At 46.0% G+C, this 14372-nt stretch carries 9 protein-coding genes; all 9 read right to left on the bottom strand.

Annotated features, from left to right (window positions below):
* Positions 1–228: 228 nt before the first annotated feature.
* The 9 genes from D0T87_RS06505 to D0T87_RS06465 all read right to left on the bottom strand — a co-directional run bounded on the left by D0T87_RS06505 (position 229) and on the right by D0T87_RS06465 (position 14368).
* Entirely contained in the window at positions 229–1923 is a 1695-nt protein-coding gene (locus D0T87_RS06505) for a hypothetical protein (protein WP_163173987.1), read from the bottom strand.
* Positions 1924–1940: 17 nt separating this feature from the next.
* Positions 1941–3950, bottom strand: coding sequence for a fimbrial protein (locus D0T87_RS06500; protein ID WP_163173985.1), 2010 nt, complete (start codon positions 3948–3950; stop codon positions 1941–1943).
* Between the two features lie 3 nt (positions 3951–3953).
* Complete coding sequence (locus tag D0T87_RS06495; RefSeq protein WP_163173983.1) at positions 3954–5345, bottom strand: hypothetical protein; 1392 nt, start codon at positions 5343–5345, stop codon at positions 3954–3956.
* 24 nt (positions 5346–5369) lie between these two features.
* Positions 5370–6266 carry a FimB/Mfa2 family fimbrial subunit gene (locus D0T87_RS06490; RefSeq protein ID WP_163173981.1) on the bottom strand — a complete coding sequence of 299 codons (897 nt, stop codon included), beginning with the start codon at positions 6264–6266 and terminating at the stop codon, positions 5370–5372.
* Positions 6267–7415, bottom strand: a complete 1149-nt coding sequence (locus D0T87_RS06485; RefSeq protein WP_163173979.1) for a hypothetical protein — start codon at positions 7413–7415, stop codon at positions 6267–6269.
* A 244-nt stretch (positions 7416–7659) separates the two neighbouring features.
* A complete protein-coding gene (locus tag D0T87_RS06480) occupies positions 7660–9810 on the bottom strand; it encodes a glycoside hydrolase family 97 protein (RefSeq protein WP_163173977.1) in 2151 nt (716 codons plus the stop codon).
* A 283-nt stretch (positions 9811–10093) separates the two neighbouring features.
* On the bottom strand, positions 10094–11482 hold the full coding sequence (locus tag D0T87_RS06475; RefSeq protein ID WP_239063515.1) for an alpha-amylase family glycosyl hydrolase: 1389 nt from the start codon (positions 11480–11482) through the stop codon (positions 10094–10096).
* On the bottom strand, positions 11479–12696 hold the full coding sequence (locus D0T87_RS06470; protein ID WP_163173975.1) for a SusE domain-containing protein: 1218 nt from the start codon (positions 12694–12696) through the stop codon (positions 11479–11481). Before D0T87_RS06470 ends, D0T87_RS06475 begins: the two co-directional genes overlap by 4 nt.
* 100 nt (positions 12697–12796) lie before the next feature.
* Positions 12797–14368: a RagB/SusD family nutrient uptake outer membrane protein gene (locus tag D0T87_RS06465; RefSeq protein ID WP_163173973.1), complete on the bottom strand. Its 1572-nt coding sequence runs from the start codon at positions 14366–14368 to the stop codon at positions 12797–12799.
* Between the last annotated feature and the right edge of the window lie 4 nt (positions 14369–14372).

Here is a 14372-nt window from a genome sequence, read left to right as displayed (position 1 = left end):
TACCTGCGGCATCGTATCCCCCGCTGGCGGGGGCAGGGGGTGGATATTGTCATTATCAAATAGTTCTATATTTTAATATAGTGGCAACTCGCAATGACGAATAGGAGTTTTTACACAGCCTCGAAGGGGGAGGTGGTAGGTTAACAACTCATTTTCCATTTACAACAAAACGATGAAAAAGAGACTTAACCCTGTGCATTGGGCGGACACAAGGCCCGCCCCTACGGGTTAATTCTTTAAGACGATCTCTTTTGCAGCGAACAACTCCGATTCGATTCTGAGCGTTTCATTGGTTGTGGTTGAAGTTGTTTTGAAGTGCAGTATATAATCTTCCGCATCTCTTACTATATATTTATAGCGATACACACCCGGCACTGAATAGTCGAGAGTCAACCTATCCTCATCATTATAAGCCAGATTGGGAGTTAATGATAGCGTAGTAATAAATACTTCGAGCGGAAACAAGCTACTTCGTATATCAGATGGAATCGTGAAATGCAACTCCACTTCCTCACCCGCACTGGCAGGTATACCGGAAGGAGAAACATACACCTGCTCAAACTCCGAAGGCTGGCGGAATCTCAATGACACTACCCGCCGGAGTGTAACCCCATTATATGTAGCTTTCAGAATAACTTTGGCCGTATATACATCATATTCCGGAACAACCGCAACCGTTTTTGCTGTATATTTAGCCTCGCCCGCAGTCCTATCTATCACCTGACTTGCAGGGTCTACCACCAGTGCAAGAGGGTCCTGCTGAAGCTCGATAGTAACCAGACCGTTATCTTCAATCCCACTACTAATATCCGGTACATAACTAAAAGAAATAGAGAACTCCTTATTCGGCCGGACAATGGTTGTTGAAGTCATTTCAACCTTTAACGCCGAATAACCGTCGGAGATAGCCGTATAATCTTCCAACAACACAGAGTAAAGAAGATTATTCGATGCCGGACTATTCACAGCTTCCTGCAAACTTGGTTTACCCGGTCCGGAGATCTCCTGAATATCAATTATATAATGATAGTTCCGTGTGATATCAAAAAGCTCCTCTTTTCCTTCATCAATCACATCTATCTTATAGTAATAATACTTCTGGTCGCCACTATACTTTCCTTTGATAATGATATACATCGGTGTTTTAGAGTGAGAGTTTTTCCGTTCATAGCATAATATCGTTTCGCCGGAGTACATTCCACCGCCGGCCTTGACAAAAGATGATTCGGATACGGCCTGTGACGTAGCATAAGGAGACTCGCAAACCGCACCTTCTTCGAAAGTAAGAGAACCTGTATTAAAAGGCGCTATGGTTCCATAATCATAATAATCGCCCAATACAAACTGAGTTTCGCTAAGATATGGCATCGTCGGATTATAAATAGAATTATCCAGTACGGATATCTTTGCTACATTCCGCAGAAGTTCAATAGTAGCCGGAAAAGCATGTTGAACAATGCCGTTTGCCAACTCCACACGTTGCCAATAAGCTATCGTTCCGCCGGTAACGGAAAGTCCCGCCACCACTTCATTTTCATGTTTACCCACATGATGCACATCCGAGAAACCGGACCAATTATAATTGCACACAAAATGAATGATACGTTTCCTCTCCTCCTGAGGAGCATCGGGATCGGTTTGAGATAATAACACATTGTATTTACCCGGTTCGGCTGCCGCGGTTGCCTGGGCACGGGTCAGGAAAGTACCATTTGCATCGAACACCAGTACATACAGGTTATCAATCATACCCGGCTGTATCGTTTCGCCCCGGGTAGCGATGGTCTGCTCCTGAGGGATATAAACATCAAAAGTAAACGCACGACTATCGGCGGGAGTAACCGGATTCGTCATGGAATCGTCCTTTGTACAGGACACTACAAGAAAAGCAAATACAAATACGATTATATTATGGAGTTTCATTCTATCTGTTTCTTCATTTAATTTTTCCAAACATCGCGTACACAACGCACAGAGGCAACATTATTTCCCGGCGAGAATGCTTCTCTTACCAATTCGCCGGTGGTAACCCTGACGCTGTAATAGTATTCCGTACCGTCTATCACATCTTGCCGGGCTGCCCACCACCTGTCGGAACCTGCCTGACCGCTACTACCGGGCGTGAACAGATCTTTTATCGCACTGTTGCCATCTCTCTGAAGCTTTGAAATCAGCAACATTTCCGCAACAGTGGGCATCCGCCACGTGCCTCTGCCATAGGGGCCTTCCATATAATATGCGCAACGCACCTGTGCCGATGAATAAGATGTACTTGTGGAAGTAATCCCCCGCTGCGAAGCAATTACAAATTGGGGAGAAACAAGACTGTTGCTTGCAGCGTCTTTATTGGTCACCGGAATTATGTTGTCAAAGTCGGCAGCACTCTTCTCCTCATGCATCAGATCACCACCGATTGTAAACTGATCGTTAGGGTCCAGCGAGGTTGTTGTAATGGTGTACAGGTTAAAGTTCTGCATAGTGCTGCTACCATTCCCATTATTAGACCAAAACGAGGTACGCCCCTGATCCTTATACCATTTAAAGTCGATATCATTCCAATCCGAATATTGGGAGGTGATATACTGACGGGGGTATTGTATAACGTACACATCCTGAAATAATCCCTTGGTGTTTTCTACCCTGAAATGGATCATCACAGGTACATAATTCGCGGGAATAGGCGAAGTTATATTGATTTGACTGGTCGCTTCATCGGGTTTAATCGCCGGATAGCGCGGATCGCCCGGTTCTATTTTATCTTCGCGTATCGTTCCTGATGCCAGATAAGTAAAATGGTAGACGTCTTTTATCTCCACGCTTACCGGCTGGCTCGATACGTATTGTATAGAGCGCTTATCGACATCATGCATTTCCACATGGGTTTCGGAAACCATCAGATAATCATATGGATTGAGTTTGGCAACGATATGGTTCGTACTCCAATCTCTAATCTCAAAGGCAGGAGTAAGGTCAATCATCTGATCCGGGTCCAGTCCACCCAATACGCCTATATTTACCTTAAAGGTATAGATATAGTTACGCTTCAAACAGAATTTGTCATCATCGGGGAGGATATTAGTAAAAGGCAACCGGTAATAATAATCTTTCGGTTCGGCGCCTCCTTCATTTTTATACCATTTCACCCGGATGGTTATATAGCTTTCCTGCGAATCTCCATATTCCCAATTATTGGCATACGAATAGAACGGGGCGGTGGGGTATTGCGTCTTTCCGGGCAAGGATATGGGCCGGTACTCCGAATGTTTATAATCATTCTGTCCTGCAATAAACAAAGGTGCCTCCTGCCCCAATGCTGTCGATTCCAGGTAATTATTTATCCTAACGAAGGCTTCTACCGGTTCATACCCTTCAATAGCTGCTCCGGTAATCTCGACTTTGATCTTCGATGCGGCACGGCTGAGAATCACTTCGCCGAGATCAGTGCGTTCTTCCGTAAGTTCATTTACAGATAAAACTCCATCCATAAGGAAATGATCCTGGGCTTTGAAAGCATAAGGATTGAAATCCCGCGACACACCATGTACTGTTTCAATCAGCCGGCTATACGTTTTGTCTTCCAGCATCTCTCGTGAGAGATCACAATTGGCTACAACATACAGCCTCAACTCTTCTCCGAAAAGCATATTCATAATCTTCCCGGGGACATTTATTTTCACCGTAGCCCCATCTTTCTCCATCTGTGATGCAGTAGGATAATATAAGCATTGCCCGTCCTGAGTGAAGAAAAACACATCCAAACGGTCTATCCGATTCTCATTCAGGGATTCTTCGCCGGGAAGGGTGGAACGCGTAACGGCATCATGCCCCTGGTTGATTAATGAGAATAAGACTGTTTGTCCGTCGATAGGATTCACACTACCTGCCTCGTCCTTCGTACATCCCGAAAGAAGCAGAATGAGGAATAGCGATATGATGAATAGTTGTTTCATTCGTTAATTTGGTGTTTGCTTGATTGTGTATCTGTTCTTTGCTCCTATGGATTCGCCAGGCAGATTGAGTTCTACATGCCCCACTCCGTTATTTACCGTTATGTAAAACTCAGTTTTTACACCATTGAGTTGGGTTTCCCGGCGCGGTTTTATCCTGATCTTGTATTCGTATCCTTCACGTGCAGTTCCGGTTGACAGGGCGCCATCGGTATGGTCGAACATAAAGTCGATAGGATTGGTTAAGGTGGCAGTCCACGAACTACCTTTAGGACGCGAAAGGGTAAAATAAAAGTCTACGTATTCGTTGTTTGCAACGTGGATATCCGTTCCGACTATATCTACATTCGGGTCCCAATGCCGGGAGAAGGTAATGGCCGACTCTTCGAGGAATTCCGATTCGATGATATGATCCGACCAATCGGCCACCTGATACTTTACTTCAGGGATATAGACTGTTTCTCCTTCCGTAGCCAGGGTAGCTTTGATGAGGTAGTGTTTGTTGCGCCGGATAGAATATTCCTCCACACCTAAATCCTTTCTTACAGGCAGATAGTACACTACATTCTTTTGGTTGTACACTGCTTCGATCTTTAAACACAAAGCCATATCTCCGTCAGCCGGATTTACAGGTATATATTCGGGGATTACATGGTCGGTGAATACTTTGGTATAGTAGTCCGTATTGGCCGTAAATTGCAAGGATGGCGTACTATAAAGTAAGGACGACTCAAACTGATCCGACTCATAAACGTTCGGCAGAAGATATTCATAATGAGGTACATGGGTCAGTGATACTTTATTCACCGTAATAGCGTCCGAAGATGCCGACGTTTTCTTCCGCAAGGCCAATGTCACCTTAGCAGCCATTCTTTCGAGAGAGATATGGATGTTCTTATGCCAGGTGGTACCGCCATCTATGCTGGCTTCACCATATCCGGGAGTTTCGGAAGTGGCACGAACGATGGCTTTGGTCCATCCTATGGCCGGGAGATTGGTCAGGCTTGGCGAATCGTCAACCGGTTCACCGGAAGGAAGATCCACGGTATTCAACATCAGTCTGGAAATGGCCGAATGATGCTTGATGCCTGATAGTTTAGGGGTAAGTGCGGCCGGTTCATTCAGAATCATATAAAAATTGAGTTGCCCGGTACGTATGGAAAGTCGATACTCACCAGATGATTCGGCAGGTAATGCGGGATACTGATTGATAAGAACCTGGCCTGATAAATCGTCAGTAACAATGATACGTACTTGCGTCATCGACGGATCAAGGACACGTGTGGAGAGATTCATATATACCTCTTCATCGGGCATGATTTCCCGATCCTCCATTTCGTTTCCGCAGGAAGATAGAAGTGTTAATGCAAGAAGTATATATATTATTCTCTGTTTCATTTATCTTTCTATCAGGTATATGCTTTATCGGGTGCCGGGGTTTACTTCGTTGATAATCCACTCGGGAAGTTTTATTACTGTTCCGAGGTCTGTAAATTCAATAAGTATAGGAACAGTTGCTTCGTTTTTATTATCCACGGATATTTTATTATCCGCCATGTACTTCTTCAGTTCAATGTTACATTTCAACATTCCGGACGGGTCTTTAATCTCAATGTATACCGGATTGTCGTCACCAAACCTGAGTACTTGAAAGAGGGTTTGATTCAAACGTCTTTCCGGGTTGAATGTTGTTTCCGGATAATAGGTTGTTGAATAAGATTGCGCTGGTAACATCTCCATATCATATTCCGGCATAAGGTGATGCGCTTCTATCTGAGGGTATTTGCCGGGGACATCTGCGGCAATATCCGCATCACGTATATAAACTTCAATATTGATATGGGCGCCACGAAAGGGTATATCACCTTGAACGATTCCTTCATCGGAAACCTCTACAGTATATGTTCCATAATAAAGATGACTATGGGTAGGCATCTCTTTACCTTCGGCGAAGAATGGATGATGGAGCCTGCCGCCGGCAAATGATTCGCATTGGTAGAGTTCTGTATGTTCATGGGTGTTTCCCCAACAAATGATTTTATAGTTACCGGGAGCAAGGTACAATTCAGTACCTTGCTGTATTATAAGTTCATCTTTGCTTATATTCCGGGTTAAAATTAATCTTTCACTTTCATCGTAAACCATAAGCGCTACCTGGTCTATGCAACGCATGAACATGGTTGGATTTTCGGTGTCGCCCGTATAGCTAAATGTGAGTCGCAAATTAACTGTTGGCGGACATGCGATCATACCTTCCCTTATACAGGAAGAGAAGAGGAAAGTAAAACAGCTAAGGATTATGGTTTTTATTGTATTCATTTAAACTTCAGGAGTCACTTCATTGATTTCCCAAGGTAAGATATCAACATATACACCCAGATCGTACGGTCCTTTTTCGGGTTTATCGGTCACATCTTTTGCATTGATCTTAATGCCTTTGGAGCCTACACCCATTTTGTAGATATTGTGCGGAAGCATCTCCTTTACATAATCGTCCGGAGAGGGAAGACCTGTATTAAACTTGCTGAAGGTAACGTAACCATATTTGTATTTCAGAGGATTGCCCAGGTCGTCTACCTCGTAGTATCCTTCGAGGAGTTCCAGCTTCACAAGCATAACAATATGTGGAATATTGCCCGGAAATACATGGTAAGCATACACCTTGCTATCGCTTGACTGTTTAACCTGTGCATCGCCCAGGTTGGTATATTCCTGCGGGTCATAAGGTTCCGGGGTAAAGGCGCTAATAGGGTCTTTAGAACCAACATTGGCGCCAGGGTTATTTACCATATCCACTACCCAACACGGGTCATCTTCTTTATGGAATATCAGGTCTTTTTGCGGGTAAGTGCCGTAGGCATTATTTACATACACAGCAATAAGGTCTACCTTGTCCACCCCATCGCCGGGAACGACAGCACCGATTTCCAAACGTGCCGTTATCGCATTAAGCGTTACTACGGCTTTCTTGAAAAGGTGTCCATCGGAGTTCGGATCTTCCTCAGGAGCGGCAACAACATTTGCTTCGCCCATCAGGGTTCTGTTATCGAGTCCCTGACCCTTATGTTGTGTTTTGACGGTGAAAGGATAGTTTCTAATCTCATCCACATTCTTTAATCCAAGAATGTTTTCGTCGGCTTTGTTAGCTATGACGATTACCCGGTCAACGCTCGAAGATACTTGCTCAATACGCAGGTAATGGTCGTTGATGTTTTGTTGTTCAAACTCTGCCACCTTCTCTACGATATAGCCGTTAAGAAGGAATACGGTTACATCTTTCAAGCCGGTGGTGTTGCCATCGACCGGATCTTCAATAGCCCGGGTAGATTTAACAGTGTTGGGGAGTGTTACAAGAAGTACGTTGTCAGCTTTGCCCGACACAGGGCTTTCATCGTCAATTGATTTACTGCAACCCGCCATTCCCATAACAAGAACAAGCGAGGCAGCCAATAAAGATTTTGTTTTCATTTAAATAATAAAATTAAGTGGTTGTTTTAATATCAAATAGGTTTAATTCTTTCCTTGTATAAAACTTGCGAAATTATTATGCAAAGTTAAAGCCCGAAACGGACTTACGTTTTATCACTAGAGCTACTTGTATTCTTAAAACAGCTACTTATACGACTTTTATCCTTAAAAAAAGCGCGAACTTCACAGCCCGCGCTTTCCTACATTGTTAACTTTAAGTATTAAATGCATGAAGCAAGCTCCATCATTTAATGCGTTTTAATCCTTTTACCTCTTCTTTACTTCCTTCTTTTATACTGATAGCAACGCCACCGCTGGATGCCAGTTGTTGTTTCAGGAGGCTTTTGTGGGTGACTACAACTTTGCGGATATGATAGCTTTGCGGATTCGTATCCCAATGTGCGTCTTTACCGTCTTCGTAGATGGTAGCGATGAATTCTTTTCCGGCCGGCAGATAGTCAAAACAGATGGCTGCCTGGCGGGGATTCTCGTCGGTAATGGCACCAACGAACCATTCGTTTTTGCCTTTGGCTTTACGGGCTACGGTGATGTAATCGCCCGGTTCGGCTTCAAGGTACCAGCTATTGTCCCAGTCTACGGCTACGTCTTTGATGAACTGGAAAGCATCCATAAAGCGGCGATAGTTCGAAGGAAGATCGGCTGCCATTTGCAAAGGGCTGGGCATGGTGACGTATAGCGCCATTTGCTTTACGAGGGTGGTATGCACTTTTTCGTTCATCTTGTCGCCATTGTAATAGCTCATCCGGGTTTCGAAGATGCCAGGGGTATAGTCCATCGGTCCACCCATGAGGCGGGTAAAAGGCAGTATGGTGGTATGGTCGGGATCATTCCCTCCCATGGTTTCAAACTCTCCACCGCGCGCCGATTCTTGTGCTATCCAGTTGGGATAGGTGCGGCACAGTCCGGTGGGGCGGGTGGCTTCGTGGCTGTTTACCATGATTTTGTAATCGGCGGCCCGTTTCACGACATGGATGTAATGGTCGTTCATCCATTGCGAATAGTGGTATTCGCTTCGCGGAATGATATAGCCTACGTATCCGGTTTTTACGGAGTTGTAGTTGTTATCGACCATGAACTGGAATGCCTGGTCGAGCTGGCGTTCATAGTCGGCGGCGTTGGATGAGGTTTCGTGGTGCATCATCAGGCGCACGCCTTTGGCTTTGGCATAATCGCGCAAGGCGACAACATCAAAGTCGGGGTAGGATTTGGTGAACAGGAACTGACGGTCTTTATTATAGGAACGCCAATCTTCCCAGCCTTCGTTCCAACCTTCGACCAATACGGCGTCAATGCCATGCTCGGAAGCAAAATCAATATACGCTTTAACGTTTTCGGTATTTGCCCGGTGGCGGCCATTGGGTTTGAGCTTGGTGTAATCGGTAATGCCGGGTTTGGCTTTGTAGTAATCGCTGTATGCCCAGGTGCCACCATCGCCGGTAAACATTTCCCACCATACGCCGACGAACTTTTGGGGTTTGATCCAGGAGGTGTCTTCCCAGGTGCAGGGTTCGTTCAGGTTGAGGATGGTTTGTGAGGCCAGAATGTGGCGGGCATCATCGCTTACGATAATGGTGCGCCAGGGAGTATTGGCGGGGGCTTGCAGGAAGCCTTTCTTCCCGTTCTTGTCGGGGGTAAGGTGGGCGTTCATCCGGTAGGTCTTATCATCTATGTTCAGAGACATGGAGGTGAAGCCTACTAATGCTGCTTCATGGATATTGATGTATAGTCCGTCGTTGGTTTTAAGCATCAGCGGGGTTTGAACAACCAGGTGGCCGAGGGCTTTGGACTCGTAGGGCTTCTTCGCCGTCCGGCGCTCCATATCTTCTTTGATTCCGGAAAGTGGTGCGGTGGTATAGGCAAACTCATTGGTGTCGTAATCGCCCGGTATACAGAATGCGGTATGGTTGCCGGTGAGGTTGAACTCGGTTACTTCGTCGCTTACCACGAGGTAGTTTAGGGCGTCTTGGGTAGGGATTTCATAGCGGAAGCCTAAGCCATCGTTGAACAGGCGGAAACGGATAAGGAGGGTGCGGTTGCTTTTCTCGTTTTGAACGAGGGTGATTGCCAATTCGTTGTAATGGTTACGGATTTGGCTGTATTCTCCCCATACCGGGGTCCAGGTTTCATCAAGAGTAGAGTGACTGGCATCGGTTAGTGTGAATCCGGAAGAGAGCGATGCTTCTTCGGTTTCGAGTCCGAGGCGACTGGTTTGGATGACGGTTTTACCTTTATATATTAATTGATAGGCCGGGATACCGTTCTCTATCTGTACATCCAGGTGGAGGTTTCCATCGGGGGAGGTCAGGTGCTCTGCGTGTATAACGAGCGGGGTTATAAATAAGAGCAACGAGAGGATGATTTGTTTTCTATTCATTATATGTAGGGTTTTGAGAAAGAATAACCTTATTTGTTTTCTGCCTGAGATTAACTTTCAAATGTGTCAATTATAACTTTTATTTCTGCATAATTTAAGTTGGCTGGTTGCAACCGGCTCATTGGCTGGTTATAAGCGGCTCATTGGCTGGTTGCAAGCGGCTAATGAGCTGGTTGCAACCGGCTAACTAAAGTTGTACAGGAAAAGAGGTTAGTTTTAGTGGGTTTAAACATTGTTTTAAGCTGGTTTGGATATTATTTGTAGGGCTAAAATCATTCCTATCCTATTTCACATAAATTGCATAACCATTGGCTGGTAGTGTAACTGTGGTTTGAGCCGTAAACGTCAGTTTATCTGTATCCGTACTCAAATAATTCTTAAACTCCCCACTTGGTGTAGCGCCATTGAAACGGGTATTCGCCGGTGCACTAGAGAAGTTTAATAATACGACCACCTCGCTATCACCCTTTTTACGGGAATACGCATAAACGTTACTCGAAGTCGTCTGATAACGCGTCAACGTTCCCCGTCCGGCGCCACTTTCAAGGGCAGGTTGGGTTCTCTTCAAACGGGTGAGTTGCTTGATCAGATTGCTCATAGTTGTATTTACCGGCGTCCATGCCACAGGATTGGCGTCAAACAGTCCCATTGTTTTATTCATGCCAATTTCCTGTCCGTTATACAGCAACGGCATATCATAAATGGTAAAATAAAGCACAGTAAGCGGAAGGACAAAGCCTCCATAGCGGGTAAACTCCGTTCCGTCGTATGCATTCAGATCGTGATTGGTGAGGTAAACCATCCGGCCTTTCGATGCATAATCGGCATTATTATACAGATTCTCGCACGCCTGAATGAGTTTGGATACATCTTTACTCTTACCAAAATCATTCAAATCGTTGTTGAATCCCCAGGCATAGTCATAGTCAAAGACCTCCATATATTCGGGCTTATCGCCCTCGGCCAACCAGGTTATCTTCTTAATCTTATCTACCTCCGGGCGAGCCTCTTTCCAGAAAGAAAGCGGAACATACGTCACGGCATCGCAACGGTAACCGTCAATATCGGCCTCGCGTACCCAGTATTGCATGGCGTCGATCATGGCTGCCCGTAAACCGGGATTATTGAAATCGAGTTGTGCAACATCCGTCCAGTTCTCCGGAGAGTAAGGGCGTTGGCCGTTCTTTTCGGCATAATAATCCAGATGTTCCGAAACCCAGGGATGATCCCAGGCGGTATGATTGGCCACCCAATCCAGCCAGACCTCCATATTCAGTGCATGGGCAGCCGAGACTAAAGATTTAAAATCGGCCAGCGTGCCATAATCCGGATTGACGGCTTTATAGTCTTTCACGGAATACGGGCTGCCCAGTGTCCCGCCCCGGTTCTGCTCTCCTATGGGGTGTATGGGCATCAGCCAGAGGATATCTACTCCAACTTCTTTGAGGCGTTGCAGGTCTTTTTGCAGCCCGGCAAAGTTTCCTCCGGTGGAGTAATTGCGTACGTTCACCTCGTATATCACACGGTTGCTTTTGGTGATGGGCTGAATGTTTTCATTGCCGGGAGGTTCGGTGCCGGGACCCGGATCAGGCGTATCCGGGTCGCTGCTGCAACCAATTAGTCCGACAACCACCATCAATAAAACGAATAGGGTTGATCTAAGATTCATCATTCTTGTAGTTCTATGATATATTGACCGGTCAGGTCGTTGAATATTACGTTATAATCGCCGGCATTCGTGCCCAGGTCGATATTGTTGTCATGTCCCGTCGGGTTAAAGTCGGCCACGCCATAAGGCACAGCGTTTGGAACGGCGGGGCACCAACGGTTATCCCAGTTATCGCCTACACGGAACTTCACACCGTACTCTACCGTATCCAGCGTAATGCTCAACGTCCAGATGTGAGGATCATATGCCAAAGCAGTCATTTTACCGGCATCTATACTGCCCCATCCGCTATAAGCGCCTACCAGATACAGATCGGGCCAAGGGTCGATTCCCGTCATATCATAAGATTCGAGCGTCCACGTCATAGCATCTACATCAATCGTGAAGGTGTAGTAACCATCTTCGGCAAAGAAAGAGCCATCGCCGCGGTCTTCATAGGTCAGTACGCCACCCGGATTGCTGCAATACATCTTGTAAGAGCCTAAAGACTCTTCGGGACATGCTTTAAAGTAACCCGCCAGACGTCCGGTATAGGTATAAACCTTGTTCTCATCATCGCTGTCGCTACGGAACATTCTAAAGTCTGTATTGGTATTGCTCCATCCATTCATATCACCCACCAGATATACAGAAGGTATGCCGGTTGTCGGTTTATAGGGAGTGATCGACATTTTCAGGGAGTTCGTAGAATACTCTACTTTAGGTAGCCCCTCGCCATAAGTGGCGGCGATACGGAACTCGGCATCAAAAACTTCGCCCGGTTCGGCCATAAGTTTATTGATTAGAAGATCATTGATATCGGCCACCATGATATCGGCACGCAGGTTAGCGGTTGAGGCAAGTATTTGTGCACCCGCAAATTCGTCACCGGCTTTTGCTATTTCGAGGGTATAGTCTACCTTCCCTGCCGAGGTGTACACATCGGAACCATCAAGAAAGAATTGTGTAGCCGACCACGTAAAGGTACACAGCAACGGCGCCTCCCCTTTTCCGGGTTCAATAAGTACGGTACTTTGAATAGGAATGGAATTCAATGTGCTGGCACTGATGCCTGTCATTACAGGGGTAGTGTCATTGTCCTCGCACGAAGAGAGAAAAAGTATGCATAGTAACAAGAGCCTCACCCCAGCCCTCTCCAAAGGAGAGGGGGAAAAAGTTACACCTTGCGGCACTAGTTTATGCATGGTGTTTCTTATATTATTAATTCGTGTTTTCATAATCTATATATTTTATTTGTTCTGAATATGGTTGGATTTATATTATACTGAAGCGATCCCTCCTTTCCCCCTCTCCTTTGGAGAGGGTCGGGGTGAGGCCTTAGAATCCAGGGTTTTGTTTCACATTCGGGTTAGCCACCAACTCTGCCGCCGGTATAGGGAAGAGGTTGTACTTAGAGTCGAGTGTTGCTGTACCACCATACACTCCGTTTTTCCATGCCCACGAATAGTTGCTGGTAAACCTGTTGAAGCGGATAAGGTCGGTACGGCGGTGTGCTTCCCAATACAGTTCACGGCTACGTTCATCCAGAAGGAAGTCCAACGTCAGCTGATTGTCACTGATATTAGATACACCGGCACGGCCACGCAATTCATTGACGTATGTCAACGCCTGCATTTTGGTTCCTCCCTGTCCACCTCTCAGTACGGCCTCGGCATACATCAGATAGGCATCGGCCAGACGGAAGAACGGGAAGTCCGTGTCGGGGAATACATTGTCGGAACCCGGAGTGCCATCGCTCTTCAGGTTAGTGTACTTAATAACAGCCCAGCCGGAGTTATAATCGCTCCATTGCGTGTTCGCCTGTGTACGTTTGTCTTTCCAGAATAAAGCACGCTCATCACCGCTTGTAAATTGATAAGTAAGCGTCTCCAATGCACGGACACCCGACCATGATTGTGCCAATCCGAAGTTATCGCCGGGATTCATATCCGAACCATAGGCGGCTGCCATGATGTAGGTAGTGCCTCCGTAAGAGGTAGCGTATTTACCATCAAATACAATAGGATAAATGATTTCCGGCGACAAGTGATTGTCTGCACCGAACATGTTCTTATAAACCGGATCAATGCTGTATCCGGCGCCTAATACCTTGTTCAGGTAAGTCAGACAGTCGGTATAGTGGTTTGCTCCGATATATACCTCTGCATTCAGGTACATTTTAGCCAGAATCATCCATATCGTAGGATCATTGATCTTGCCGTAGGTTTGCATACCTTTTTGCGGCAGTTTACCTTCGCACTCTTTCAATTCGGTTTCTATCCAGTTGAAGAAGAATGCACGGTCTTTTTGTTCGGGCAGGAAGGAACCAACACCGTCTTCTTCATTTATAAAGGGTACATTTCCGTATAAATCTATCAATATATAGTAATTCATGGCACGCAAGGCACGGGCTTCGTAACGGAATGTGGCAACTTGCGTTCTCATGGCATCGCTTACACCACGCGAGTCAAGCAACTCGGGCGTGGTTTGGCGGAGGTATTCATTACAATAAGCCACGTTAAGCAATATACGATTATAAGTCAGCTCGCAGAAGCGGTTGCTGGAAGTCCATTGATTGAACTGCAATCCGTCCAGTCCGTCGTCGCTCCAGGCAATAAGGGCCTCATCGGTAGGAAGCTGTTGCAGATTCCAGTAGGAGCGGATAAAGGTTGCTTCGCCCTGGTCATCACCCACAATGTCATACATGCCCGACGGGGCTTCATTGCCCGACAATGAGAATCCGGCGTATAGTTTAGCCAGGAATCGCTCGTAACTATCTTCACTAGCCCATGCTTTTTCGGGCAGAAGTTCGTTTTCGCCCAGAGGTTTGGTGTCGAGGTCGCCGACGCAAGAAGTCAGGCCTAACATAGAGCCGCACACTACGGCCAAGATTGTTTTATATATCTTCATTTGA

The sequence above is a fragment of the Bacteroides sp. 51 genome, assembly GCF_010500965.1.
GTDB lineage: Bacteria > Bacteroidota > Bacteroidia > Bacteroidales > Bacteroidaceae > Bacteroides.
Note: the sequence above shows the minus strand (reverse complement) of the source record. Positions and strands in the feature narration are given on the sequence as shown.